This is a genomic window from Alphaproteobacteria bacterium (assembly GCA_017308135.1).
GTDB lineage: Bacteria > Pseudomonadota > Alphaproteobacteria > CACIAM-22H2 > CACIAM-22H2 > Tagaea.
In genome coordinates this window covers 662,153-687,072 of the sequence record JAFKFM010000009.1, presented here as the reverse complement: position 1 = coordinate 687,072, position 24,920 = coordinate 662,153, and the positions used below count along the sequence as shown (strand labels likewise).

Sequence of the window (24,920 nt, the reverse complement as noted above, 5' to 3'; positions counted from 1 at the left end):
TTCCGTCATTCGGGCGTTTACTGCGCGTTCCAGCGCAAGCCGCGCACGCGGATCATGCCGTCCGGGTTCGCGGTGAAGTCGCTCAAGCGGCTGGAATACGCGAAGAACCATTTGCGATGGTAAGTGAAAATTCGCGGCCGCTCGTCGAGCAGCACGGCGGTCGCGGCCGAATAGAGCTTCAAACGCTCGGCCGTGTCGGTCAGCTCGCGCGCTTTGTCGAGCGCGGTGTCGATCACCGGCGACACGAATTTCGAATCGTTTTGCGCGCCGGTCGAATGGAAGAACGTGTGCACGTTTCCGTCCGGATCGACGCGGCCCGACCACGACAGCAGATAGGCTTCGAAATCGCCCTTCTGGCTCATCGCGATCGAGGTCGCGAAATCGACGACCTGCAGCTTGATGTCGAAGCCGGCCTCGCGCGCCATCTGCTGGATGATCTGCGCGACCGCGTTGCGCTCGGTGTCGTTGGGCACCATCAAAGTGAAGCTGGCATTGGGCACGCCCGCCTCGCGCAGCAATTCGCGCGCGCGGGCGACGTTGCGCGGCTTGGGCGCCAATTCCTTCGCGTAATAGGGCGTACCCGGCGCGAAAGGCTGGTTGCCGACGACGAATTCGCCGGCATGCGCGGCACGGTTCAGGATTTCGCGGTCGAGCGACAATTCCAGCGCCTCGCGCACGCGCTTGTCCTTGCCCAGCACGTTGTCCGCCTTGGCGCCATTATGCGTGTTGATGATGATCGAGTTCCAGCCGAGTTCGACCGCATCGGCCAGCTTCAAGCGGCGGTCGCGGCGCGCGTTGGGAAGATCGGTCGGCAGGATGCGCTCGATCATATCGACCGAACCGGCCTGCACGTTGGCCAAGCGCACCGTGGCGTCCGGGATCGGCAGATAGACGACGCGATCGAAATGGTACTGGTCCTTCTCCCAGTGCCGGTCGAAGCGTTGCAGCACGATGCGGTCCTGCGCCACGCGCTCGGCGAAGCGATAGGGGCCGGCGCAAATCGGATTGCGCGCGAATTCCTGGCCGGCGGCTTCGGCCGGCTTGGCGTTGACGATCATGCCGCCGCGATCGGCGAACTGGGCGAGCAGCGGAATGAAGGCCGAGCGCAGATCCAGGCGCAGCGTCTGCGCGTCGACCACCACCGTTTCGGCGATGGGGCCGAGTTCGGAGCGGCGCAGCGATTGCGGGTTCGATCGCGCGCGGTCGAGCGAGGCTTTCACCGCCGCCGCGTCGACAGGGCTGCCGTCATGGAAAAAGGCGTTGGGGCGGATGCGCAAGGTCAGCGTCTTGCCGTCGGCGGCCCATTCCCAGGATTGGGCCAAGCGCGGCACGAATTCCAGCTTCTCGTTGTAGTCGACAAGCGTGTCGCACATCGACGAGAACACCATGCGGCCGACCAGCGTGCGCCCCAGCATCGGATCCAGCGCGTCGGGGTCCGCCGTCAAGCCGATGCGCAGCGTGTTCTGCGCGGGCTGGGCGCCAGCACTTGATGCAACGACCGCGGGGGCTGCGAAGGCGAGGGCGATGAGGGATGCGGTCGCGAAGCGCCGCAAGGTTTCGAAGCGCATGGTTCTGTCTCCCGGACTGACGGACCCGATTACGACGCCGCCGATTATGACGAGGCCGGCGTCTCGGGCATATAGGACACGTGCGCGGCGACGACCTTCCAGCCTTCCGGCATCCGGACCCAGCTTTGCTGCTGGCGGCCCGTACCGCCGCGCCGCGCCGCGAAGGCGATGCTCACGCAAGCGAAATCCTTGCCAAAGGTCGTGATGACGGTGCGCAGAACGCTTTGCTTGGCATGGCCGCCGGGTTTCACCGATTGGCGGAAGGCCTGAATCTCGGCGTGGCCGTAGAGGTTCTCGTGCGTGCCGAAACGCACCACGCGCGGGTCGTTCCAGAAGCAATCGCCCAAGGTTTCGACGTCGCGATCGACCAGCGCCTTCTCGTAACGCGCCAAAGTGGCCTCGATTTCGGCCACCACGTTCGGGTCGTTAATTTGCATGGACTCGCCTTGTCACAGGATTGCGCGATACTTCCCGCGTAAGGCCAAAGCGGTCCGTCTCGCAAGTCTTGGGGGCATGAATTCCATTTAGTTCCGATATGGTACTAATTGGAATCAGAAAGCGGTTTCTAATTACCCTAAACGGGCTTTCCGGTTTATGTTGGAGCCTATTAGGGAAATTATACTGACCTATATGGTCGATTTCACTTACTTGGTGTCGTATTTCCGCCTATACCTCGCTCCCCCTTCCAGAAAGTCCGGGCTCGAACCATGGCGACCACCTCCAAGTTGCTCCGCTTCGTCGAGATCGAACAGCAAACGCCCGAAAAACGCGCCGCCACCGAGCGTAAGCGCGATTTCGACGAGATCTACGAGGCGTTCTCGGCCGATGCGGCCGCCACCCAGGCCGGGCGCTGCTCGCAATGCGGCGTGCCCTTCTGCCAGGTGAATTGCCCGGTCTCGAACAACATTCCCGACTGGCTGAAGCTGACTGCCGAAGGGCGCTTGGAAGAAGCCTATGAGGTGAGCCAGGCGACCAACACCTTCCCGGAGATTTGCGGCCGCATCTGCCCGCAAGATCGTCTGTGCGAAGGCAATTGCGTGATCGAGAAGGGCTTCGATTCCGTCACGATCGGCTCGGTCGAAAAATACGTGACCGACACGGCGTGGGAAAAAGGCTGGGTCAAGCCGATCGTCCCGCCGGTCGAGCGCGCGCAATCGATCGCCATTATCGGCGCCGGGCCCGGCGGCCTCGCCGCCGCCGAGAATCTGCGCCGCAAGGGATATAAGGTGCATGTCTATGATCGTTACGACCGCGTCGGCGGTCTGATGATCTACGGCATTCCGAACTTCAAGCTGGAGAAGGACGTGGTCACGCGCCGCGCCGACCAGTTCGAGAAGTCGGGCATCGTCTTCCATCTGAATTTCGAAATCGGCCGCGACGCGACGCTCGCCGATCTGCGCGCCAAGCACGACGCGGTGCTGATCGCCACGGGCGTCTACAAGGCGCGCGTGCTGGAAGCGCCGGGGGCGGGGCTTGAGAACGTCGTCAAGGCGATGACGTATTTGACCGCGTCCAACCGCAAGGGCCTGGGCGACGACGTGCCGGAATTCGACAGCGGTGCGCTCGACGCCGCGGGCAAGCATGTCGTCGTCATCGGCGGCGGCGACACGGCGATGGATTGCGTGCGCACGGCGGTCCGTCAGGGCGCCAAGTCGGTGAAGTGCCTCTATCGCCGCGACAAGAAGAACATGCCGGGCTCGCAGCGCGAGGTCGCCAACGCCGAGGAAGAAGGCGTGGAATTCGTGTGGCTCGCCGCCCCCGAAGCCTTCGTCGCCAAAGCGGCGAAAGCGAAAGCGAAGAAAGCGGGCGCCGAGCCGGTGGGCGCGGTACGCGCCTATCGCATGCGTTTGGGTATTGCCGACGCGACCGGCCGCCAAGTGCCGGAAAAGATCGAAGGCTCGTCCTTCGAACTGCCCTGCGACCTCGCCATCGAAGCGCTCGGCTTCGATCCCGAGGATGTGCCCACGATGTTCGGCGCCCCCGAACTCTCGGTCACGCGCTGGGGCACGTTGAAGGTGAACCACCGCACGATGATGACCTCGCTCGACGGCGTGTTCGCCGCCGGCGACATCGTGCGCGGCGCCTCGCTCGTCGTTTGGGCCATCCGCGACGGGCGCGATGCCGCCGACCAGATCCATAAATTCCTGGCGGCGAAGGTGAAGCCCGCCGCCGCGGCCGCGGAATAAGGGAGCGCGCCATGACCCAAGAACTCGATCCCGGTCTTCGTTTCGCGCAGGAATACGAAGCCAACCGCGCCAAGCTGATCGAAGGCAATGCCTACGATCCGGCCGAGGAGCACGACAATTGCGGTGTGGGCATGATCGTCGCCATCGACGGCAAGGCGCGCCGTTCGGTCGTCGAACTCGGTGTGGAAGCGCTGAAGGCCGTGTGGCATCGCGGCGCGGTCGACGCCGACGGCAAAACCGGCGACGGCGCCGGCATCCATATCGAAATTCCGCAGGACTTCTTCCGCGCGCATATCGAACGCCAGGGAGTGAAGACGTCCGACGCGCGTTTAGGCGTGGGCATGATCTTTCTGCCGCGCAACGATCTGGAAGGGCAGGAGCGCTGCCGCACGATCGTCGAAACCGAAATTCTGAAAATGGGCTACGGCGTCTATGGCTGGCGCCAAGTGCCGATCGATAGCTCGGTCTGCGGCGAGAAGGCCAACGCCTCGCGCCCGGAAATCGAACAGGTCATCGTCCAGAACACGCGCAATGTCGACGACGACAAGTTCGAACTCGACCTCTACGTCATCCGCCGGCGCATCGAAAAGCAGGCGCTGGCCGAAAACCTGGTCGATTTCTACATCTGCACGCTGTCGTGCCGGTCGATCATCTACAAGGGCATGTTCCTCGCCGAAGTGCTGTCGGTCTTCTATCCCGACCTCACCGACGAGCGCTTCGTCTCGACCTTCGCGATCTATCACCAGCGCTATTCGACCAACACCTTCCCGATGTGGAAGCTGGCGCAGCCGTTCCGCACCCTCGCCCATAACGGCGAGATCAACACCGTGCGCGGCAACGTCAATTGGATGAAGAGCCACGAAACGCGTATGGCGCATGAGCGCTTCGGCCAGACGGTCGAGGACATCAAGCCGGTCGTGCAGCCGGGCTCGGACTCCGCGCAGATGGACAACGTTTTCGAGCTTTTGATCCGCGGCGGGCGCGAGCTGCCGATGGTCAAGACGATGATGATGCCGCAATCCTGGTCCTACGACGACCAGACGCCGCAAAGCATCCGCAACATGTACGCCTACGCGAACAGCGTGATGGAAGCGTGGGACGGTCCCGCCGCCATCGCCTGCACCGACGGCAATTGGGTTCTGGCCGGCATGGACCGCAACGGTCTGCGCCCGTGCCGCTACACGATCACCGGCGACGGCTTGCTGGTCGTCGGCTCGGAAACCGGCATGGTCAAGGTCGACGAAGTCTCGGTCGTCGAAAAGGGCCGCGTGGGCCCCGGCCAGATGATCGCGGTCGATATGCGCCAGGGCCGTTTCTATCGCGATCCCGAAATCAAGGACTGGCTCGCCAAGTCGCGGCCCTTCGGCGATTGGACGCGCAACATCACCGTGATCGACCAGCTGGTGAAGGCCGACGCGGTGCCGAAGCCGGAGCTGTCGCGCGATGAACTGCGCCGGCGCATGCTGACCGTCGGCTGGACGCTCGAAGATCTCGAACTGATCCTGCACCCGATGGTCGAGGACGCGAAGGAAGCCGTCGGCTCGATGGGCGACGACACGCCCATCGCCGTGCTCTCCGACAAGTATCGCGGCCTGCATCACTTCTTCCGCCAGAATTTCAGCCAGGTCACCAACCCGCCGATCGACAGTTTGCGCGAACGGCGCGTGATGACGCTGCGCACGCGCCTGGGCAATCTCGGGAACATCCTGGACGAAGACGAAGCCCAGTGCCGCATGCTGCAACTCGAAAGCCCGGTGCTGACCACCGCGGAATTCGAAGCGATGCGCGCCTATATGGGCGACACGGTCGTGGAGATTGATTGCACGTTCGATCCCGCCTCGGGCGAATTTGCACTTCGCGACGCGTTGAAGCGCGTCCAGCGCGAGGCCGAGGACGGCGTGCGCGGCGGTGCCGTGCATGTGATCCTGTCGGATCGCGCGCAAGGCGGCGGACGCGCGCCGATCCCGATGATCCTGGCGGCGGGTGGGGTACACACGCATCTCGTGCGCCAGCAATTGCGCACTTTCACGTCGCTGAACGTGCGCACGGGCGAATGCATGGACGTGCATTTCTTCGCCGTGCTGATCGGCGTGGGGGCGACCACCGTCAACGCCTATCTCGCCGAAGAAGCGATCGCCGATCGCCATGCGCGCGGGCTGTTCGGCAACATGGCGCTGAAGGATTGCGTCGAGCGTTTCCGCAAGGCGATCGACGACGGCTTGCTGAAGGTGATGTCCAAGATGGGCATCTCCATCATCTCGTCCTATCGCGGCGGCTATAATTTCGAGACGGTGGGCCTGTCGCGCACGCTGATCTCGGAATTCTTCCCCGGTATGACCAGCCGCATTTCCGGCATCGGTCTGGTCGGCATCCAGAAGAAGGTGCGCGATCTGCACGAGCGCGCCTGGCGCGAAGACGTGGTGGCGCTGCCCGTCGGCGGCTTCTACCGCTTCCGCAAATCCGGCGAAGCGCATTTCTGGGAAGGCGAGTTGATCCACACGCTGCAAGCGGCCGTGGACAGCGACTCCTACGGGCTTTACCGGAAATTCTCGGAGGCGTGCCGCAAGCTGCCGCCGATCAATATCCGCGATCTGCTCGACTTCAAGCCGGGCCGCAAGGCGATCTCGGTCGACGAAGTCGAAAGCATCACCGAGATCCGCAAGCATCTCGTGGCACCCGGTATCTCGCTCGGCGCCCTCGGGCCCGAGGCGCATGAGACGCTCGCCATCGCGATGAACCGCATCGGCGCCAAGTCGGATTCCGGCGAAGGCGGCGAGGACCCGGCGCGCTACAAGCCGCGTCCCAACGGGGACAACGCATCCTCGGCGATCAAGCAGGTCGCGTCGGGCCGCTTCGGCGTCACGGCCGAGTACCTGACCAATTGCCGCGAGCTTGAAATCAAGGTGGCACAAGGGGCGAAGCCCGGCGAAGGCGGGCAATTGCCGGGGCCGAAGGTCACGGACCTGATCGCGCGTCTGCGTCATTCGACGCCGGGTGTCACGCTGATCTCGCCGCCGCCGCATCACGACATCTACTCGATCGAAGACCTCGCGCAGTTGATCTATGACCTCAAGCAGATCAACACGACCGCGTCGGTCTGCGTGAAGCTGGTCGCACGTTCGGGCATCGGCACGATCGCGGCGGGTGTCGCCAAGGCCAAGGCCGACGCGATCCTGATCTCGGGTCACGTGGGCGGTACCGGTGCTAGCCCGCAGTCGTCGATCAAGTATGCGGGCCTGCCCTGGGAAATGGGCTTGAGCGAGACGAACCAGGTTCTGACGCTCAACCGCCTGCGTCACCGCGTGAAGCTGCGCGTCGATGGCGGGATTCGCACAGGCCGCGACGTCGTCATCGCGGCCATGCTGGGCGGCGACGAATTCGGTATCGGCACCGCGTCGCTCGTGGCGATGGGCTGCATCATGGTCCGCCAGTGCCACTCGAACACCTGCCCGGTGGGCGTGTGCACGCAAGACCCGAAGCTGCGCGCGAAGTTCGAAGGCTCGCCGGAGAAGATCGTCAACCTCTTCACATTCGTGGCCGAAGAAGTGCGCGAGATCCTGGCCTCGCTCGGCTTCAAGCGCCTGATCGACGTGATCGGCCGTTCGGACCTGCTGACGCAGGTGCTGCGCGGCGACGAAACGCTCGACGATTTGGATTTGAACCCGCTGCTGGTTCAGGCCGATCCGGGCGAATATCCGCGCTACTGCACGCTCGAAGGGCGCAACGAAGTGCCCGAGACGCTGGACGAGCAGATGATCCGCGACGCGGCTCCCGCGCTCGAAGGCGGCGAGAAGATGCAACTCGCCTACAACATCCGCAACGTCTACCGCGCGATCGGCACGAAGCTTTCGTCCAAGATCACGCGCAAATACGGGATGACCGGGCTGAAGCCGGGCCAGATCACCGTGCGTTTGCGCGGGTCCGCGGGCCAGTCGCTCGGCGCCTTCGCGGTGCAGGGCTTGAAGCTCGAAGTGTTCGGCGACGCCAACGACTATGTCGGCAAGGGCTTGTCGGGCGGCACGATCGTCGTGCGGCCGTTCACCTCCTCGCCGCTCGTCTCCAACGCCAACACGATCGTCGGCAACACGGTGTTGTACGGCGCCACGGCGGGCCGCTTGTTCGCGGCCGGCCAAGCGGCCGAACGCTTCGCCGTGCGCAACTCCGGCGCCACGGCCGTCGTCGAAGGCTGCGGCTCCAACGGTTGCGAATACATGACCGGCGGCACGGTCGTGATCCTCGGCGCGGTCGGCGACAATTTCGCCGCCGGCATGACCGGGGGTATGGGCTTCGTCTACGACGCGGACGGCACGCTCGAACGCCACCTCAACCTCGAGAACGTGATCGCCCAAGGCGTGGAAACGGCGCATTGGGAAGGCGTGCTCAAGGAACTGATCGAGGAGCACGCGCGTGAAACGCAAAGCGCCCACGCCCAGCGCATCCTGGCCGATTGGGATCGCGAGGTCGTGAAGTTCAAGCAGATCGTGCCGAAGGAAATGGTGGCGCGTCTGGCCCATCCCGTGCGCCGCGCCGACAAGCGCCGCGGGGCGGGTGCCGGCGACGATTGAACCATGCGATAAGGCGGGCGACATGACTTCACGTCGCCCGCCTTTCGTTTTGCGTCTCGTGCCCGTCATCCTCGTGATCGCGGGGATCGCGGCCGTCTTTATCAATCGCGATTCGATCGACGCGCGCGGCATCGTCGCGTGGGTCGAATCCTGGGGCGCGCTCGCAGGCCTTGCTTTCGCCGCCTTGCATATCGCGGGCACGATGGTGTCGATCCCGCGCTGGGCGCTGGCGCTGGCGGCGGGGGCCTTGTTCGGCGTCGCGGGCGGTTTGTTTTGGGCATTGTTGGGCACGCTGGCGGGCGCTTCGCTCGCCTTTCACCTCGCAAGATTCGTCAATGCGGGTGCGATCGTGCCCCATGCTTTGCCCAAGATCGGGCCCTGGATCGCGCGCGCCGAAGCGGGCGGCTGGCGCACGATCGCTTTGTTGCGTTTGACGCCCATCCCCGGCGCGCTCGTCAATTACGGTCTGGGGCTCAGCGCGTTGTCGTGGCGCCAATTCGCGCTCGGCACGTTGATCGGCTCTTTGCCCTATGCGGCGATCTTCGTTCAAGCGGGGGCGGCCGGGCGCTTGGCAATGGAAGACGGGCTTGCCGCCGCGCGCGATCCGCTGCTGATCGCCGGCGCCGTCGGCGTCGTCGTGCTGGCGTTGAGCTTCTTCGTGCGGCGAAAGGAACCGCGATGAGCGATCTGGGGCTGGCCGCCGCTTTCGCCCGCGCCGTCGACGGGCCGGACGACGTGAAGGCGACATTGGGCGAAATGGTCGCGAAGCTCGAATCGCGCGGCTATGGCGTGTTGCTGTTCCTGTTCGCGGCCCCGAATCTCACGCCCGGCCCATCGCTGCCGGGATTCTCGACGATTTTCGCGCTGCCTTTGGCGCTGATCGCCGCACAGATGGCGCTGGGCATCGACAGCCCGAAACTGCCGGGCTTCCTCGCGCGGCTCGGCGTAGCACGGCCCCGCGCGCGCGGCATCGTCGCCTATTTGACGCCGGCCTTGAACGCGGCGGAGAAACTCCTGCGGCCGCGTTTGCCGGTGCTTGTCGCGCCATCGATGCGCCGTTTCATCGGCGCGGTCGCGATCGCCGAGGCGATTCTGTTGCTGATCCCGCTGCCCTTTTTGCCGCTGATCCCGTCCGCCGCGACGACGATTCTGGCCTTGGGCTTGATGGCGCGCGACGGCGTGGCGGTCGCGATCGGACTCGCCGCCTGTGCCGCCGCGGCGGTCGCTTTCACGACGGCGCTGATTTGGGGGGCAAGCGCGCTCGGACTGGCGTAGAATCGCCCCATCGATTCGCATGCGTACCTTGCTTCACCAGCCACTGTCGCCGTTTTGCCGGAAAGTCCGCGTGGCGATGGCGGAAAAGCGCCTCGACGTCGAACTCAAGGTCGAGAAGACCTGGGAACGGCGGCCCGATTTTCTTGCGCTGAATCCGGCGGGCACCGTGCCGGTGCTGATCGAGGAAGCGGGCTATGCGATCTGCCATAGCCAAGCGATCTGCGAACATCTCGACGAAGCCTACCCCGAGCGCAAATTGTTGGGCGATTCGCCCGAGCAGCGCGCGGAGATCCGCCGCCTCGTCGCGTGGTTCGACGAGAAATTCGCGCGCGAAGTCGTCGATTGCCTCTATCGCGAGAAGCTGCTCAAGCGCTTTCTGGGCACGGGCGAGCCGTCGAGCCAGGCGATCCGCGCGGGCTACCAGAATATCCGCTACCACATGGAGTATCTGGGCTGGCTCGCCGAACGCCGGCGCTTCCTGGCGGGGGAGAGTTTCAGCCTTGCCGATATCGCGGCCGCCGCCCATCTCTCGACGCTCGACTATATGGGCGACGTGCCGTGGGATGCCCATCCCCGCGCGAAGGAGTGGTATGCGCGGATCAAAAGCCGGCCGTCCTTCCGCCCGCTTTTGGCCGACCATATTCCCGGCTCGCCGCCGCCAACGCATTACGCCGACTTGGATTTTTGAAGTTGTCGTGATTTCTGACGCCGTCCAAAAAATTATGCGGCGGCAATAAGTTACGATACAATCTAATTGTGCTTATCTACGGACCATTAACCCTGTTTTGCTAAACTCGTCCGTTCTACGTCGAACGAGCGTGATTGCGAGACAGATGAATTCCCCGGTTCCCCAGCAAGACGAACGCACGGCGCCCGTGCGTATGGTTCAGCCGATTCTCGATCGGCTGATCGCCGCGCACGAGGCGTGGTTGAAGGGCAAGGCGGGCGGCAAGCGCCTGATCCTGAAAGGTGTCGAAGCCAGCCGTCTCGACTTCAACGACCACGATCTGACCGACGCCGAATTCGTCGGCGGGTCGTTCGTCGAAAGCGATTTCAGCCGCGCGAAATTGACGCGCGCGAGTTTCTTCGGCGCGGATATCCGCCGCACGACCTTCATCGATGCCGATTGCACGCGCAGCGATTTCCGCGCCGCGTCGCTGGTCGGCGCCGATTTCGAGGGGGCGACGCTGCACAAGGCCGATCTGCGCGACGGCGTGATGATCAAGGCGGGCAAGGACGGCGAGCTCGATTATTCGGGCTCGGCGCGCGCCAATACGAACGCCGAGGGGGCGTCGTTCATCGGCGCCAATCTTTCCGATGCGCGTATCGGCCGTGCGGCAGGCCACAAGACCGACCTCACCAACTGCAATCTGTCGGGCGCCAGTTTGATCGGCGCCGATTTGTCGGGGGCCGATCTGACCGGTGCGGTGTTCAAGGGCACCGATCTTTCGGACTGCAATTTGTCGAATTGCGTGCTGGCCGGGGCGAGCTTCGCCGACGCCAAGATGCACCGCACGAATCTCGAAGGGGCCGACCTCGCCGCCGCGTCGTTCGACGGCGCCTTCCAGCAGGATATGAAACTCGCCCACGCCAAATATCCGGTCGATCCGTCGCGCATCGGTTTCAACGCGATCGATGCGGTGACGCAGCACGCGCTGTGGGTCGATACGCAAGGCAAGGAAGGCACGCAGCTTTTCCTCGAAGGTTACGATCTGGGGCACGCGGAATTCGCGGGCTGCAATCTGTCGGCCGCCAAATTCGTGCGCTGCACCTTCACCGGCGCGGATTTCTCGGGCTGCGATCTGACCTTCGCGACGCTGCAAAGCTGCCTGCTGAAGAACGCGAAATTCGTGAACGCGAAAATGCGCGGCGCCACGCTGATCAAATCGAATTTGATGGGGGCCGATTTGCGCAACGCCGATCTATCGCCCGTCCCGCTCGATCCCAAGGGGCCGCGGCCCTTCTGGGCGGCGCGCCTCAACGACGTTCAGGCGGCCGGGGCGAATTTCGCCGGCGCCAAGCTGGTGGCGGCAAGTTTGCGCCGCGCGATCCTGCGCGACGTCGATTTCGCGGGTGCCGATCTGCGCCACGCCAACACGCAGCGCGCCGATTTGAACGGCGCCAAGCTCGAAACCGCGAAGCGTTAGCGCCGGCGATTGACCGGCGGGCCGGAATCGAGCTCCATGCGCTCGATATTCTCGCGCGCCGCGTCGCCCACCGGGCCGTCGCCGTCGAGCAGCACGACCTCGCGGAAATCGCGCCGCGCGGCGTTCTTGTCGTTCTTCAAGCGATTGACGATGCCGCGCTCCAGCCACGCCTCGGGCAGTTTGGGGGCAAGTCGCACCGCCTGGTTCGCGTCCTCGGCGGCGAGGTCGAGCGTGTTGAGCTTGCGATAGAGCGAAGCGCGCATCGCGTAGATCTCGCCGCGATTGGGATCGAGGTCGCTCGCCCGGTTCAACGCGTCGATCGCGTCCCAATCTTGGCCCAACGCCGCCAACGCTTCGGCGCGGTCGGCGTGATAGATCGCCGCGTCGGGGGCGATTTCGACCGCCGCGTCGAACGCGGCCAGCGCGTTCGTGGCATCGCCCGCGATCATCCAGGCATGGCCGGCTTGCGCGGTCATGTCGGCGCGGATCGCGGCGCGCTTGTCGCGCGTCGTTTCCGCCAATTCGGTGAACGCCGCCGCCGACATGCGAAAGCTGCCTTGGGCGAACAGCGCGATCGCCGCGCAATGCAAGGCGGGGTCGCCGCCGCCGCGTGCGCGCGCCCAGTTCATCGCGTCCTCGTAGGCGCCTTCCGGATCGCGTTCGGCGCGCGCCAGGCAGCGATCGTATTCGCCCTGGGTCTGGGCGGGCGTTTCCAGCCGCAGGCGCGGGCGCGGCGGCACGGGGCGGGGCGGGGCGGGGGCCAGCTCGCGCGCGACCGGCGTGCGGTTTTGCGCGGCGAGCTCGGCGGGCGGCAGCGTTAAAGCGGCAAGGGCGAGAAGCGGCAGAAAGCGTTTCATAGCGCCGAGGATGTAGCGCCAAGCGCCCGTCCGCGCCATATATAGAACGCATGGAGCTTCGTTTCGCCGGCGGCCTGCCGCCCCATCCCGCGCGCGCCAACCGGCTTTTTTGCTTCGGGCTGGGCTTTTCGGCGCTGACGCTGGCGCGCCGCTTGATGGCCAAGCATTGGCGCGTCGCGGGCACGTGCCGCTCGGCCGACAAGGCCGCGGCGCTGACCGCCGAGGGGATCGAGACCTTCGTATTCGACCGCGCGCATCCCTTGCCGCCGGGCGCGCTGGACGGCGCCACGCATATTCTGGCGAGCGTCCCGCCCGACGGGACGGGCGATCCCGTCATCGATATCCACGGCAACGATCTTCTGCGTCTCGAAGGCGTCAAATGGATCGGCTATCTCTCGACCACCGGCGTCTACGGCGACAGGGATGGGGATTGGGTCGACGAGCGCGCGGCCTTGCATCCGTCGGGGCCGCGCGGGGCCGCGCGCGTCGCGGCCGAAGACGCTTGGCAGGCCTTGGGGCGCGTCGGCCACAAGGTCCATATCTTCCGCCTCGCCGGGATCTACGGCGCCGGGCGTTCGGCGCTCGACACGGTGCGCGACGGCAAGGCCAAGCGCATCGTCAAGCCGGGCCAAGTGTTCAGCCGCATCCATGTCGAGGATATCGCCAATGTCCTCGAAGCCTCGATCGCCAAGCCCGATCCGGGGGCGGTCTATAACGTCTGCGACGACGATCCCGCCCCGCCGCAAGACGTGATCGCCTATGCCTGCGCGCTGCTGGGCGTGGAAGCGCCGCCCGAAATCCCTTATGCGCAAGCCGCGTCGGCGATGAGCGAGATGGCGCGCAGCTTCTATACCGACAACAAGCGCGTCTCGAATTTGAAGATCAAGGAAGCGCTGGGCGTGAAGCTCGCTTATCCCGATTATCGCGCGGGGCTTAGGGCGCTACTCGACGCTTAGTTCGGTCAGCGTGGCGCGCAGCAGATCGAGGTCCTGGTCGCGCGACAGGCGATGATCGCCATCCTTGATCAGCGTCACGCGCACGTCCTGCGACGTCACCATCCGCGCGATTTTGGGCGAGAGCTCCCACGGCACGTCAGGGTCATTCATGCCGTGCAGCAGGCGCACGGGGCCGTCGAACGCAATGGGCGCGCGCAACACCAGATGTTCGCGCCCGTCTTCGATCAGCTTGCGGGTGATCGTGTAGGGTTCCTCGCCATATTGCGATGGCTCGTAGATCACGCCCTTGTCCATCAATTCGGCGCGGACCGGCGGGGGCATCGCCGCCCACATCAAATCTTCGGTGAAGTCGGGGGCGGCGGCGAGGCCGATCAGCGCCTTGATCCGGCCGGGGCGCGCCTTGGCCAGCAGCAGCGCGATCCAGCCGCCCATCGACGAGCCGACGACGATTTGCGGGCCCTCGGTCAGCGCGTCGAACGCCGCCAGCGCATCGGCGAACCAAGCGCCGATGCAGCCATCGGCGAATTTCCCTTCCGATTCGCCATGGCCCGAATAGTCGAAACGCAAGGCAGCCTGGCCCCGCGCGCGGGCGAAAGCCTCGACCGCCAAAGCCTTCGATCCGGTCATGTCGGACATAAACCCGGTGCAGAAGAATATCCCGGGAGACTTGCCGGGAATCCGGCGATAGGCGATACGGGGTCTGCCGGCGCCGGGGTCTAGGAAATCGGGGGCCGGCGTCGAAGCCGTCGTAGAATTGTCGGACATTGGACCAGAACCAGGAAGAAACGGTCGCGCAGGCTGACGGGGCGGATTTGCCGCCCCCGCCGCCGATGCGCGTGCCCACCATCATGCAGGTTCTGCCCGCCCTCGTCACCGGCGGGGTGGAGCGCGGGGCCGCCGACGTTTCCGCCGCCATCGTCGCGGCGGGGTGGAAATCGATCGTCGTTTCCGAAGGCGGGCCGATGGTGCGCGAGATCGAGCGCGCGGGCGGCATCCATGTGACGCTGCCGATGGGCTCGAAAAACCCGATCACGCTGCGCCGGAACGTGGCGCGTTTGGTCGAGGTCGCGCGCCTGCATGGCGCGGATCTGATCCATGCGCGCAGCCGCGCGCCGGCGTGGTCCGCGCGCGCCGCCGCGCGCGAGCTCGGCATTCCCTTCATGACCACGTTCCACGGCACCTATAATTTCGGCAATCCGCTGAAGCGCTGGTACAACTCGATCATGGCGAAGGGCGCGCGCGTCATCGCGATCTCCGATTTCATCGCCCGCCATGTGACCAAGCACTACGGCACGCCCGGCGCCATTCTGCGGACCATCCATCGCGGCGTGGACGTGTCGCGCTTCGATCCGGCGCGCGTGTCGGCCGAGCGTGTGATCAAGCTTTCGCGCGATTGGCGCCTGCCCGACGGCCTGCCCGTGGTGATGCTGCCCGGCCGCCTGACGCGCTGGAAAGGCCAAACGCTGCTGATCGAAGCGGCGGCGAAACTCGGCCGGCGCGACATCGTCGTGCTGTTCGTCGGCTCCGATCAGGGGCGCTATGCCTATCGCAAGGAATTGGAAGCGCTGGTGCGCAAGCGCGGCCTCGAAGGCATCGTGCGCATCGTCGATCACTGCAACGACATGGCGGCGGCCTATATGTTGTCGGACGTCGTCGTCTCGGCCTCGACCGATCCCGAGGCGTTCGGCCGCGTGGTGGCCGAAGCGCAGGCGATGGGCCGCCCGGTCGTGGCGCCCGACCATGGCGGCGCGCCCGAAATTCTGAAGCCGAACGAAACCGGCTGGCTGTTCAAGCCCGGCGATGCGGGCGATCTGGCCGAGGCGCTCAAGCGGGCGCTCGCCCTCGACCCCGCCGCGCGCGACGATCTGGCGGGCCACGCCATCGCCAATATCAACGACCGCTTCACCAAGGAACGCATGTGCGCGGCGACCCTCGACGTTTACGAGGAGGTGTTGCGCGAATCGCGGCCGGAGGTTTGGGGCGGATGAACCTGGCCGAGTACGAACGTATTCTGGTCATCAAGCTCGGCGCGCTGGGCGACGCGGTCCAAGCGCTCGGGCCGATGAAGGCGATCCGCCAGGCCCATCCCAACGCCAAGATCACTCTGCTGACCGCCCCGGCTTATGCGGGGTTGTTCGAGAATTGCCCCTTCGTCGATCGCGTATGGCGCGATTCGCGCCCGCATAAGCTGAACATCATCGGCATGCTGGGCATGCGCTCGCTGCTGCGCGCGGGGCAGTTCCAGCGCGTCTACGATCTGCAAACCTCGTCGCGCTCCAGCCTTTATCATCGGCTGATGGGCCCGGGCCGGCGGCCCGAATGGTCGGGCATCGCACCCGGCGCCTCGCATCCCCATGCCAATCCGTTGCGCGACACGATGCACACGATCGACCGCCAGCGCGATCAATTGGCGATGGCGGGGATCGCGGACGTGCCGCCGCCCGATCTCTCCTGGCTCGACGCCGATGTCGCCAAGTTCAAACTGCCCGATCCTTTCGTGCTGCTCGTCCCCGGCGGGGCGCCGACCCGGCCCAAGAAGCGCTGGCCGATCGCCAAATACGCGGCGCTGGCCCAGGAATTGGCCGCGCATAACGCCAATCCGGTGGTGATCGGCGGCAAGGGCGAGGCCGCGTTGGGCAAGGCGATCCGCACCGCGAGTTCCCGCGTGCGCGACCTGACCGGCCAAACCAGCTTCGCCGAAATCGTCGCCATCGCCCGCAAGGCCGGGGCGGCGATCGGCAACGATACCGGGCCCATGCACCTGATCGCCGGGGCGGGCTGCCCGTCGATCGTGCTGTTCGGGTCGGATTCCGACCCCGCTTTGTGCGCGCCAAGGGGGCGGGAGGTCGCGATTCTGCGCCGGGACAGCCTGGAAGGGCTGGGCGTGGACGAAGTGATGCGCCTTCTGTTCAAGCGCGCGGCTTGACAGGACCGCCTCAAACCTTACATTCGCCCCGATTTCACAGGCCCGGCGGACGCGAGTCCCAAAACGACGTTTTCGCGCCGCCCTAACGAACGAGGATACCCATCGCACGTCCCGCCCAGGATGCCCCGCCTGCCAAAGAGGGCCCGCGCGTCAACGACGAGATCATGTCCCCCGAAATCCGTCTGATCGACGGCGAGGGCGAGATGCTCGGAGTCCTCAACATATTCGACGCGCTGCAAGCCGGGTGGGATGCGGGTCTCGACGTGGTCGAGGTGAGCCCCAACGCCGAACCGCCGGTGTGCAAGCTGCTCGATTTCGGCAAGTTCAAATACGAGCAGCAGAAGAAGGCCAACGAGGCCCGCAAGAAGCAGAAGGTCATCGAGATCAAAGAGATCAAGATGCGCCCGGGCATCGACGATCACGATTACGACGTCAAGAAGCGCGCGATGGTGCGGTTCCTCGAGGAAGGCGACAAGGTCAAGGTCACGCTGCGCTTCCGCGGCCGCGAAATGGTGCACCAGGAACTCGGCTACAAGCTGCTCGAGCGCCTGAAGGCCGATCTGGGCGAACTCGCCAAGGTCGAAGCCCATCCGCGCATGGAAGGCCGCCAGATGACGATGGTCGTGGCACCGAAGTAAGCGGCCAAATACAAGGCCCAAACGAAAACGGGGTCCCGCGAGGGACCCCGTTTCCACGTTTACGGCATAAGCCGGAAACGAAGTCGGATCAGACGACCTTCAGGTTGCCCGCCGCGGTCTTGCCGCGCTCGGTCAACATTTCGAAGGACACCGACTGGCCTTCGTTGAGGCCACGCAGACCGGCCTTCTCGACCGCGGTGACGTGAACGAACACGTCCTTCCCGCCGCCATCCGGCGCGATGAAACCGTAGCCCTTCGTCGCGTTGAACCACTTCACTTTACCCGTAGCCATTCCGGCCTCCATTGGGTTTGACGCGCGGCACACGGGCACCTTGCCCATAGCAAGCGCGTCGACGACCGGATTTCTTGGGGAAGCTAGTAAGGGTAGGGACGGGACCCCTTTTCGGGGGCCGCGCCAGCCGCTTGCGAAGCAGGCCAAAATCTCGGGTTCGTGTATAAAGCAAACCACGCGCCCCCCTCGGGCCGCAAGTGGATTCTGAATACCCCTTGCGGAACAGCGCCTTGCGGCACGCTTGCCAGGGCGGATGCGGCCTTGTATAACCCCCGGCCTTAACAGCGGCCACGGCTGTGGCGCCTCCCGTCGGAGTGCGCCCGGGCATGCCCAACCGCTTCCGATTAGGAGACAAAAATGCCCAAGATGAAGACCAAGTCGGCCGCTAAGAAGCGGTTCAAAGTCACTGGCAGCGGCAAGGTGCTCGCCGCCGTTTCGTTCAAGCGCCACAACTTGCGCAAGCGCCCGCAGAAGATGAAGCGGTCCGCGCGCGGCACGTTCGTGCTGACCCATGGCGAAGAAGTGCGCGTGAAGCGCTTCTTCCTGCCCTACGCTTGATCGACGGATAGAGGAGAGCAACCATGGCTCGCGTCAAACGTGGCGTCACCCAGCGTGCGCGTCACCAAAAAGTTCTGAAGGCCGCGAAGGGTTATGTCGGCCGCAGCTCCACGTCCTTCCGTCCCGCGCTCGAGCGCGTCGAGAAGGGCCTGCAATACGCCTATCGCGATCGCCGCAACAAGAAGCGCGAATTCCGCGCGTTGTGGATCCAGCGCATCAACGCCGGTGCGCGCGAACACGGCCTCACCTATTCGAAGCTCGTCGCCGGCCTGAAGAAGGCGGCGATCGAGGTCGATCGCAAGGTGCTGGCGAATATCGCGATGACGGATCCCGCGGGTTTTGGCGCCTTGGTCGAAAAGGCCAAGGCCGCCCTCTAAGCCGCGTTCAGCGTCTTCAGCGACCCGAAGAGGGGGTCTGGCCTAACCGGCCGGACCCCCTTTTTGCTTGATGGAACCGACATGACCGATCTCGCCGCTCTCGAAACCGAACTTTCCGCGCGCATCGACGCCGCCGCGAATCTCGAAGCCCTGGAAGCCTTGCGCGTCGAAACGCTGGGCAAGAAGGGCCGCGTGACCGAGCTGATGAAAACGCTCGGCACGATCGCGCCGGAGGAGCGCAAAGCCCGCGGCGCGGCCTTCAACGTGTTGAAGGACGCGATCGCCGCGAAGCTCGACGCGCGTAAGGCCGCGCTGGAAGGCTCGGCGCTGGACGCGCGGTTGGCGCAAGAAACGGTCGACGTGACGCTGCCGCCGCGCGCGCGCGAGGAAGGCCGCATCCATCCGATCAGCCAGACGATCGACGAACTCGTCGCGATCTTCGGCGAGATGGGCTTCGCCGTCGCCGAAGGGCCGGATATCGAGAGCGACGACTACAACTTCACGCGCCTCAATATTCCGCCCGAGCATCCCGCACGCCAGGCGCACGACACGTTCTATCTCGCCGGCAAGCCGGGCGAGTCGCATGTCGTGCTGCGCACGCATACGAGCCCCGTGCAGGTGCGCACTATGCTGGGCCAGAAGCCGCCGATCCGTATCATCGCGCCGGGGCGCACGTATCGGTCTGACTCGGACGCCACTCACTCGCCGAATTTCCATCAGATCGAAGGTCTGATCGTCGACAAGTCGACGCATATGGGCCACCTGAAAGGTTGCCTCGTCGATTTCGTGCGCGCCTTCTTCGAGATTCCCGATCTGCGCTATCGTTTCCGCCCGAGCTACTTCCCGTTCACCGAACCGTCGGCGGAAATGGATATCGCCTGCACGCGCGGCAACGGCGAATTGAAGCTCGGCGTCGGCGACGATTGGCTGGAAATCCTGGGCTGCGGCATGGTGAACCCGAAGGTTCTGGCCATGTGCGGCATCGATCCCGAGGAATACCAAGGCTTCGCCTTCGGCATGGGGATCGAGCGCGTGGCGATGCTGAAATACGGCATTCCGGATCTGCGCACCTTCTACGAAGCCGATATGCGCTGGCTGCGCCATTACGGTTTCGCGCCCGCCGATGTGCCCACGCTGGCCGGAGGGTTGGCCCGATGAAATTCACGCTGTCTTGGCTCAAGACCCATCTCGACACGAACCTGACGGCGGCACAGCTCGCCGAGAAGGTGACGGCGATCGGGCTCGAGCTTGAAAGCCTCACCAATCCGGCCGAAACGCTCGCCCCGTTCAAGGTCGTCCACGTGATCGAGGCGAAGCCGCATCCCGACGCCGATCGCTTGCGCGTCTGCCTTGTCGATACCGGCAAAGAAAAGGTGCAAGTCGTGTGCGGCGCCCCCAATGCGCGCACCGGCATGAAGGGCGTGTTCGCGCCCGCCGGCGTCACCGTACCGGGCACGGGCTTGCTGTTGAAAGCGGGCGCCATTCGCGGCCAAGCGTCGAACGGCATGCTCGTCTCGATGCGCGAAATGGGCCTGGGCGACGATCACACCGGCATTATCGACATGCCGGAAGACGCGCCCGTCGGCGTGCCCTTCGCGACGCTGCTCGGCCTCGACGATCCGCTGTTCGACGTGGCGATCACGCCCAACCGTGCCGATTGCCTGGGTATCCGTGGTATTGCGCGCGATCTCGCCGCCGCCGGGGCCGGCACGCTGAAGCCGTGGACCGCCCCCAAGGTCGATGGCAAATACGAATCGCCGATCAAGGTCGATTTGTCGGCGCTGGAAGCGGGCGCTTGCCCGGCTTTCGTCGGCCGTCATTTCAAGGGCGTCAAAAACGGCCCGTCGCCGAAATGGCTGCAGGATCGTTTGACGTCGATCGGCCTGCGCCCGATTTCGATCCTGGTCGACATCACCAATTTCTTCACCTTCGATCTGAACCGGCCGCTGCACGTGTTCGACGCGAAGAAGGTGAAGGGCCAGATCGCGCTGAAGCCCGCCAAGGGCGGCGAGCAATTCGCGGCGCTGGACAACAAGACCTACACGATGGCGGGCGGCGAAACGCTGATCTGCGACGAGAGCGGCGTCATCTCGCTCGCCGGCGTGATGGGCGGCTCGGGCACGGGCTGCGAATTCGACACGACCGAGGTCTATCTCGAAACCGCGTTGTTCGATCCGATCCGCACCGCGATGACCGGGCGCCATCATCAGATCCTGTCCGACGCGCGCTATCGTTTCGAACGCGGTCTCGATCCGGCATTCGTGCTCGACGGCATGGAAGCCGCGACGAAGATGATCCTCGATCTTTGCGGCGGCGAAGCCTCCGCGCCGGTGATCGCAGGCGCGATCCCCGATACGACGCGCAGCTACACGCTGCGCAGCACGCGCGTGGCGACGCTCGGCGGGCTGGAAGTCGCCCCGGCGCGTCAGAAGGAAATCCTTGAAAATCTCGGCTTCAAGGTTGCGGCCAAGGGCAACGATTTCGAGGTGATTCCGCCGCCGTGGCGAGCCGACGTTGTCGGCGAAGCCGATCTGGTCGAGGAAGTGTGCCGCATCGTCGGCTACGACGCGATCCCGGCGGTGACGCTGCCGCGCGACGGCGCCATGCCGCCGCTCGCCTGGACGCCCGCGCAACGTCGCGTGCGCGACGCCAAGCGCATCCTCGCCGGGCTCGGCCTCAACGAAGCGGTGACGTTCTCCTTCATGCGCAAGGATCAGGCGATTCATTTCGCCCCGCGCAAGGCGGAGCTGGAAGTCGCCAATCCGATCTCGGCCGATCTGGATTACATGCGTCCGTCGATCGTGCCGAATCTCGCCAGCGCGTCGGGCCGCAATGCGGCGCGAGGGGTTCCCGACAACGCGTTGTTCGAAGTCGGTCCGATTTTCGACGGCATCGGCGAGAAGGATCAGCGCATCGTCGCCAGCATCGTGCGCACGGGCGACGCCAGCCCGCGCCATTGGGCGGGCGGGGCGCGCAAGGTCGACGCGTTCGACGCGAAGGCCGACGCGCTCGATCTGTTGAAGGGGCTCGGCCTGTCGGTCGAGAACGTGGCGGTGGCGCGCGAAGCGCCCGCTTGGTTCCATCCCGGCCGTTCGGGTGCCCTCAAGCTCGGGCCCAAGACCGTGCTTGGCTGGTTCGGCGAATTGCATCCGAATGTGATCAAGGCGCTCGACCTCGAAGCGCCGGTCGTCGCGGCCGAGATTTTCCTCGACGCGATTCCCGCGCCGAAGGCGAAGGGCGGGCGCCAGCGTCCGCCGCTGAAGCTCTCGGCCTTCCAGCCGGTCGAGCGCGATTTCGCGTTCGTCGTGGACGCGAACGTCGCGGCCGATGCGATCCTGCGCAGCGCCAAATCGGCGGACAAAACGCTGATCCAAGCGGCCAGCGTGTTCGACGTCTATCAAGGCAAGGGCGTGCCCGAGGGCAAGAAATCCGTCGCCATCGCCGTGCGTCTGCAGCCGCAGGAGCGCACGCTGACCGAACAGGATCTCGACGCCGTCGCGCAGAAAATCGTCGCCGCCGTCGCCAAGGCGACGGGCGCCTCGCTCCGGAGCTAAGCCATGCTGTATCTCGTCGCGTTGATCGTGCCGCCGCTCGCACTGTTCCTGGTCGGCAAGCCGTTCCAGGGGATCTTCAATCTGATCCTCTGGATCGCCTCGATCGTGTTCGCGCTGACCATCCTGGGCTTCACCATCGGCTTCGTGCTGTGGCTGATCGCGGCGCTGCACGCGGCCTTCGTGGTCAACGGCGCCAAGGCCGACAAGCGCAACCAAGCCTTGATCGACGCGATCAAGGGGCGGGACGGCCAGGGCGGCTAAACCGCCCCGCCGGGCGGCGAATTTCCCCTGTTTGACCGTGCTTTAGGGGGCGTTGCCACAAGGCGATTCGCCCCCTATGTTGCACGCGCGAATGGCGCCCCGCGCCGTCCTTTTCAGGCATTGCATATCCGGCACATGGCGACCGACCTTTCCCGTATCCGTAATTTCTCGATCGTCGCGCATATCGATCACGGCAAATCGACGCTCGCCGACCGTTTGATCCAATTCTGTGGTGCTGTCGAACTGCGCGACATGCAGGAGCAGATGCTCGACTCGATGGATATCGAGCGCGAGCGCGGCATCACCATTAAGGCGCAGACCGTGCGCCTCGATTACAAGGCAAAGGACGGCACCGATTACGTCCTCAACCTGATGGACACGCCCGGCCATGTGGACTTCGCCTACGAGGTGAGCCGCAGCCTCGCCGCGTGCGAAGGCTCGATCCTGGTCGTCGACGCGAGCCAGGGTGTCGAAGCGCAAACGCTCGCCAACGTCTATCAAGCGCTGGATGCGGGCCACGAGATCGTGCCCGTGCTCAACAAGATCGATCTGCCCGCCGCCGATCCCGAGCGCATCAAGAAGCAGATTGAAGACGTGATCGGCCTCGACGCATCGGAGGCCGTGCCCATCTCGGCCAAGACCGGGCTCAATATCGACCTCGTGCTCGAAGCGTTGGTGCAGCGTCTGCCTGCACCCAAGGGCGAGATCGCGTCGCCCTTGAAGGCGCTGCTGGTCGACGCGTGGTACGATCTTTATCTCGGCGTCGTGCTGCTGGTGCGCATCAAGGACGGGCGCATCGCCAAGGGCATGAAGATCCGCATGATGAATGCGGCCGCCACCTACGACGTCGAGCGCGTGGGCGTGTTCACGCCCAAGCTCAAGGAAGTGGCCGAGCTGGGGCCGGGCGAAGTCGGCTACATCACCGCGGGCATCAAGGCGGTCGCCGATGTCGGCGTGGGCGACACGATCACCGAGGAAAAGCGCCAGGCGGCGGAACCGCTGCCGGGCTTCAAGCCGTCGCTGCCGGTGGTGTGGTGCGGGCTCTTCCCGGTCGATCCGGCCGAGTTCGAACATTTGCGCGAGAGCCTGGGCAAGCTGCGGCTCAACGACGCCTCGTTCCATTACGAGCCGGAAAGCTCGGCGGCGCTGGGCTTCGGCTTCCGCTGCGGATTTTTGGGTTTGCTGCATCTCGAGATCATTCAGGAGCGCTTGTCGCGCGAATTCGATCTCGATCTGATCGCGACGGCGCCGTCGGTCGTCTACCGCATCCATATGAAGGACGGGTCGGTGCAGGAAATGCACAACCCCGCCGACATGCCGGACGCCGTCTATATCGACCATATCGAGGAGCCGCGCATCAAGGCGACGATCCTCGTGCCCGACGAGCATCTCGGCTCGGTGTTGAAGCTGTGCCAGGACCGGCGCGGCATTCAGCAGAACCTGACCTATGTCGGGAACCGCGCGATGATCGTCTACGATCTGCCGCTCAACGAAGTCGTGTTCGATTTCTACGACCGCTTGAAAAGCGTGTCGCGCGGCTACGCGTCGTTCGACTACGTGATGACCGCCTATCGCGAGGACGACCTCGTGCGCTTGTCGATCCTGGTGAACGCGGAGCCGGTGGATGCGCTCTCGGTCATCGTGCATCGCACGCAGGCCGAAAGCCGGGGCCGCGCCTTGTGCGTGAAGCTCAAGGATCTCATTCCGCGCCAGCTGTTCCAGATCCCGATCCAGGCCGCGATCGGCGGCAAGATCGTGGCGCGCGAAACGATTTCGGCCATGCGCAAGGACGTGCTCGCCAAATGCTATGGCGGCGACGTGTCGCGCAAGAAGAAGCTCCTCGAGAAGCAGAAAGAGGGCAAGAAGCGCATGCGGCAATTCGGCCAGGTCGAAATTCCGCAAAGCGCGTTCCTCGCGGCCCTCAAGGCGCGCGACGACTGAGCCTCACGCGCGCGTCAGCGCCACTCGGCCGAGCGCCGGCGGCGTTTGGGCGGCGGTGTGAGCACGGCGATGGCGATGCCTGCGAGTGCGGCGACACCGGCGGCCGAGCTTTGCAGCAGCGGGAACACGATCCACTCCCACAAGGCGGGATGGACGTGGCGCACCAAGGCGGGCTCGACCAGCAGCAGCGAATCGCGATGCAGGCTCGCCCAGACTTGGCCCAGCGGAATCGGGTTCAGCGCGCCGGTCTCGTACCACAATAGACCGTCGCGACCGGCCGCCACGGCGGCCAGGACGAGCAGCAGCCAGCCGAGGGCCCGCAGCGCGATCATGGTTGAAAGATAACCGTTTTTCCGGACGGATGCGACGCTTGGCGGGGGCGGGGTGCCCTGCTATGTTCCCGGCCCCGAAAGCGACCCGACCCCGGCGGAGGGGTGGCCGAGTGGTTTAAGGCGCTCGCTTGGAAAGCGTGTATGGGGGAAACCCCATCGTGAGTTCGAATCTCATCCCCTCCGCCAGCTTTCTGCGACCCGCCGAACGGCGGGTGGCGGAAAGCTGCCGGTGCGGGGTGCAGTGAACGAAGTCTTGTTCGATCGAACGCCGAAGGCGTTCGAGGCGGAGCGCCAGCGAAGTCCGAGCGAAGCCTCGGAAAAATCCGTGCGCCAGCGCGCGGATTTTCAATCTCATCCCCTCCGCCAGCTTTCCGCAACCCGCTGCAGAGCGAGCGGATTTTGACCTCATCCCTTTCGGCGCACTCACGAAAATGGCGCTTAGATACGAGAAACGCAGACATTGCAATGCGTTGTTTAAACGCTAAAG

At 64.9% G+C, this 24,920-nt stretch carries 22 protein-coding genes and 1 tRNA gene; 17 read left to right on the top strand and 6 right to left on the bottom strand.

Annotated elements, in window-relative coordinates:
- Window positions 1-17: 17 nt before the first annotated feature.
- Window positions 18-1,568: an ABC transporter substrate-binding protein gene (locus J0H39_16630; protein ID MBN9498380.1), complete on the bottom strand. Its 1,551-nt coding sequence runs from the start codon at window positions 1,566-1,568 to the stop codon at window positions 18-20.
- Window positions 1,569-1,612: 44 nt separating this feature from the next.
- Complete coding sequence (gene hpxZ, locus J0H39_16625; GenBank protein MBN9498379.1) at window positions 1,613-2,005, bottom strand: oxalurate catabolism protein HpxZ; 393 nt, start codon at window positions 2,003-2,005, stop codon at window positions 1,613-1,615.
- Between the two features lie 270 nt (window positions 2,006-2,275).
- Here hpxZ and J0H39_16620 point away from each other — a divergent pair, with 270 nt between their 5' ends.
- The 6 genes from J0H39_16620 to J0H39_16595 all read left to right on the top strand — a co-directional run bounded on the left by J0H39_16620 (window position 2,276) and on the right by J0H39_16595 (window position 11,741).
- Window positions 2,276-3,754, top strand: a complete 1,479-nt coding sequence (locus tag J0H39_16620) for an NAD(P)-dependent oxidoreductase (protein MBN9498378.1) — start codon at window positions 2,276-2,278, stop codon at window positions 3,752-3,754.
- 11 nt (window positions 3,755-3,765) lie between these two features.
- On the top strand, window positions 3,766-8,319 hold the full coding sequence (gltB, locus tag J0H39_16615; protein MBN9498377.1) for a glutamate synthase large subunit: 4,554 nt from the start codon (window positions 3,766-3,768) through the stop codon (window positions 8,317-8,319).
- A gap of 22 nt (window positions 8,320-8,341) precedes the next feature.
- On the top strand, window positions 8,342-9,001 hold the full coding sequence (locus J0H39_16610) for a VTT domain-containing protein (protein ID MBN9498376.1): 660 nt from the start codon (window positions 8,342-8,344) through the stop codon (window positions 8,999-9,001).
- Window positions 8,998-9,594, top strand: a complete 597-nt coding sequence (locus tag J0H39_16605; protein MBN9498375.1) for an exopolysaccharide biosynthesis protein — start codon at window positions 8,998-9,000, stop codon at window positions 9,592-9,594. The genes J0H39_16610 and J0H39_16605 overlap by 4 nt, the downstream gene beginning before the upstream one ends.
- Window positions 9,595-9,613: 19 nt before the next feature.
- Window positions 9,614-10,282, top strand: a complete 669-nt coding sequence (locus J0H39_16600) for a glutathione S-transferase family protein (GenBank protein ID MBN9498374.1) — start codon at window positions 9,614-9,616, stop codon at window positions 10,280-10,282.
- A gap of 145 nt (window positions 10,283-10,427) precedes the next feature.
- Window positions 10,428-11,741: a pentapeptide repeat-containing protein gene (locus J0H39_16595; GenBank protein ID MBN9498373.1), complete on the top strand. Its 1,314-nt coding sequence runs from the start codon at window positions 10,428-10,430 to the stop codon at window positions 11,739-11,741.
- Here the strand turns inward: J0H39_16595 and J0H39_16590 are convergent.
- Window positions 11,738-12,598: a hypothetical protein gene (locus J0H39_16590; protein MBN9498372.1), complete on the bottom strand. Its 861-nt coding sequence runs from the start codon at window positions 12,596-12,598 to the stop codon at window positions 11,738-11,740. The genes J0H39_16595 and J0H39_16590 overlap by 4 nt on opposite strands.
- A 50-nt stretch (window positions 12,599-12,648) precedes the next feature.
- Here J0H39_16590 and J0H39_16585 point away from each other — a divergent pair, with 50 nt between their 5' ends.
- Window positions 12,649-13,554 (top strand): SDR family oxidoreductase, encoded by a 906-nt coding sequence (locus J0H39_16585; GenBank protein MBN9498371.1) that lies wholly within the window; start codon window positions 12,649-12,651, stop codon window positions 13,552-13,554.
- Here J0H39_16585 and J0H39_16580 read toward each other — a convergent pair.
- On the bottom strand, window positions 13,540-14,319 hold the full coding sequence (locus J0H39_16580) for an alpha/beta hydrolase (GenBank protein MBN9498370.1): 780 nt from the start codon (window positions 14,317-14,319) through the stop codon (window positions 13,540-13,542). The genes J0H39_16585 and J0H39_16580 overlap by 15 nt on opposite strands.
- A 65-nt stretch (window positions 14,320-14,384) precedes the next feature.
- Here J0H39_16580 and J0H39_16575 point away from each other — a divergent pair, with 65 nt between their 5' ends.
- The 3 genes from J0H39_16575 to infC all read left to right on the top strand — a co-directional run bounded on the left by J0H39_16575 (window position 14,385) and on the right by infC (window position 17,118).
- Entirely contained in the window at window positions 14,385-15,542 is a 1,158-nt protein-coding gene (locus tag J0H39_16575; GenBank protein ID MBN9498369.1) for a glycosyltransferase family 4 protein, read from the top strand.
- On the top strand, window positions 15,539-16,480 hold the full coding sequence (locus tag J0H39_16570) for a glycosyltransferase family 9 protein (GenBank protein ID MBN9498368.1): 942 nt from the start codon (window positions 15,539-15,541) through the stop codon (window positions 16,478-16,480). The genes J0H39_16575 and J0H39_16570 overlap by 4 nt, the downstream gene beginning before the upstream one ends.
- Window positions 16,481-16,575: 95 nt before the next feature.
- Entirely contained in the window at window positions 16,576-17,118 is a 543-nt protein-coding gene (gene infC / locus J0H39_16565; protein MBN9498367.1) for a translation initiation factor IF-3, read from the top strand.
- An 88-nt stretch (window positions 17,119-17,206) separates the two neighbouring features.
- Here the strand turns inward: infC and J0H39_16560 are convergent, their stop codons facing one another.
- Window positions 17,207-17,410: a cold-shock protein gene (locus tag J0H39_16560; GenBank protein ID MBN9498366.1), complete on the bottom strand. Its 204-nt coding sequence runs from the start codon at window positions 17,408-17,410 to the stop codon at window positions 17,207-17,209.
- A 357-nt stretch (window positions 17,411-17,767) separates the two neighbouring features.
- Between J0H39_16560 and rpmI the strand changes: the two genes are divergently transcribed.
- From rpmI to lepA, 6 genes are all read left to right on the top strand, one after another.
- Entirely contained in the window at window positions 17,768-17,968 is a 201-nt protein-coding gene (gene rpmI, locus J0H39_16555) for a 50S ribosomal protein L35 (GenBank protein MBN9498365.1), read from the top strand.
- Between the two features lie 23 nt (window positions 17,969-17,991).
- Window positions 17,992-18,345, top strand: coding sequence for a 50S ribosomal protein L20 (rplT, locus tag J0H39_16550; GenBank protein MBN9498364.1), 354 nt, complete (start codon window positions 17,992-17,994; stop codon window positions 18,343-18,345).
- 81 nt (window positions 18,346-18,426) lie between these two features.
- A complete protein-coding gene (pheS, locus tag J0H39_16545; GenBank protein MBN9498363.1) occupies window positions 18,427-19,503 on the top strand; it encodes a phenylalanine--tRNA ligase subunit alpha in 1,077 nt (358 codons plus the stop codon).
- Window positions 19,500-21,899, top strand: a complete 2,400-nt coding sequence (locus J0H39_16540) for a phenylalanine--tRNA ligase subunit beta (protein ID MBN9498362.1) — start codon at window positions 19,500-19,502, stop codon at window positions 21,897-21,899. Before pheS ends, J0H39_16540 begins: the two co-directional genes overlap by 4 nt.
- A 3-nt stretch (window positions 21,900-21,902) precedes the next feature.
- Entirely contained in the window at window positions 21,903-22,160 is a 258-nt protein-coding gene (locus J0H39_16535) for a YqaE/Pmp3 family membrane protein (protein ID MBN9498361.1), read from the top strand.
- A gap of 135 nt (window positions 22,161-22,295) precedes the next feature.
- On the top strand, window positions 22,296-24,101 hold the full coding sequence (lepA, locus tag J0H39_16530) for an elongation factor 4 (GenBank protein ID MBN9498360.1): 1,806 nt from the start codon (window positions 22,296-22,298) through the stop codon (window positions 24,099-24,101).
- 14 nt (window positions 24,102-24,115) lie between these two features.
- Here lepA and J0H39_16525 read toward each other — a convergent pair whose 3' ends face one another.
- Window positions 24,116-24,433, bottom strand: a complete 318-nt coding sequence (locus J0H39_16525) for a hypothetical protein (protein ID MBN9498359.1) — start codon at window positions 24,431-24,433, stop codon at window positions 24,116-24,118.
- 96 nt (window positions 24,434-24,529) lie between these two features.
- Here J0H39_16525 and J0H39_16520 point away from each other — a divergent pair.
- Window positions 24,530-24,619, top strand: a tRNA-Ser gene (locus J0H39_16520).
- The last annotated feature ends 301 nt before the right edge of the window (window positions 24,620-24,920 follow it).

What these genes read in the sequence shown, in the direction of transcription:
- J0H39_16630 (MBN9498380.1), bottom strand. Translation starts at nt 1,568, where the DNA reads ATGCGCTTCGAAACCTTGCGGCGCTTCGCGACCGCATCCCTCATCGCC.
- hpxZ (MBN9498379.1), bottom strand. Translation starts at nt 2,005, where the DNA reads ATGCAAATTAACGACCCGAACGTGGTGGCCGAAATCGAGGCCACTTTG.
- J0H39_16620 (MBN9498378.1), top strand. Translation starts at nt 2,276, where the DNA reads ATGGCGACCACCTCCAAGTTGCTCCGCTTCGTCGAGATCGAACAGCAA.
- gltB (MBN9498377.1), top strand. Translation starts at nt 3,766, where the DNA reads ATGACCCAAGAACTCGATCCCGGTCTTCGTTTCGCGCAGGAATACGAA.
- J0H39_16610 (MBN9498376.1), top strand. Translation starts at nt 8,342, where the DNA reads ATGACTTCACGTCGCCCGCCTTTCGTTTTGCGTCTCGTGCCCGTCATC.
- J0H39_16605 (MBN9498375.1), top strand. Translation starts at nt 8,998, where the DNA reads ATGAGCGATCTGGGGCTGGCCGCCGCTTTCGCCCGCGCCGTCGACGGG.
- J0H39_16600 (MBN9498374.1), top strand. Translation starts at nt 9,614, where the DNA reads ATGCGTACCTTGCTTCACCAGCCACTGTCGCCGTTTTGCCGGAAAGTC.
- J0H39_16595 (MBN9498373.1), top strand. Translation starts at nt 10,428, where the DNA reads ATGAATTCCCCGGTTCCCCAGCAAGACGAACGCACGGCGCCCGTGCGT.
- J0H39_16590 (MBN9498372.1), bottom strand. Translation starts at nt 12,598, where the DNA reads ATGAAACGCTTTCTGCCGCTTCTCGCCCTTGCCGCTTTAACGCTGCCG.
- J0H39_16585 (MBN9498371.1), top strand. Translation starts at nt 12,649, where the DNA reads ATGGAGCTTCGTTTCGCCGGCGGCCTGCCGCCCCATCCCGCGCGCGCC.
- J0H39_16580 (MBN9498370.1), bottom strand. Translation starts at nt 14,319, where the DNA reads ATGTCCGACAATTCTACGACGGCTTCGACGCCGGCCCCCGATTTCCTA.
- J0H39_16575 (MBN9498369.1), top strand. Translation starts at nt 14,385, where the DNA reads ATGCGCGTGCCCACCATCATGCAGGTTCTGCCCGCCCTCGTCACCGGC.
- J0H39_16570 (MBN9498368.1), top strand. Translation starts at nt 15,539, where the DNA reads ATGAACCTGGCCGAGTACGAACGTATTCTGGTCATCAAGCTCGGCGCG.
- J0H39_16560 (MBN9498366.1), bottom strand. Translation starts at nt 17,410, where the DNA reads ATGGCTACGGGTAAAGTGAAGTGGTTCAACGCGACGAAGGGCTACGGT.
- rpmI (MBN9498365.1), top strand. Translation starts at nt 17,768, where the DNA reads ATGCCCAAGATGAAGACCAAGTCGGCCGCTAAGAAGCGGTTCAAAGTC.
- rplT (MBN9498364.1), top strand. Translation starts at nt 17,992, where the DNA reads ATGGCTCGCGTCAAACGTGGCGTCACCCAGCGTGCGCGTCACCAAAAA.
- pheS (MBN9498363.1), top strand. Translation starts at nt 18,427, where the DNA reads ATGACCGATCTCGCCGCTCTCGAAACCGAACTTTCCGCGCGCATCGAC.
- J0H39_16540 (MBN9498362.1), top strand. Translation starts at nt 19,500, where the DNA reads ATGAAATTCACGCTGTCTTGGCTCAAGACCCATCTCGACACGAACCTG.
- J0H39_16535 (MBN9498361.1), top strand. Translation starts at nt 21,903, where the DNA reads ATGCTGTATCTCGTCGCGTTGATCGTGCCGCCGCTCGCACTGTTCCTG.
- lepA (MBN9498360.1), top strand. Translation starts at nt 22,296, where the DNA reads ATGGCGACCGACCTTTCCCGTATCCGTAATTTCTCGATCGTCGCGCAT.
- J0H39_16525 (MBN9498359.1), bottom strand. Translation starts at nt 24,433, where the DNA reads ATGATCGCGCTGCGGGCCCTCGGCTGGCTGCTGCTCGTCCTGGCCGCC.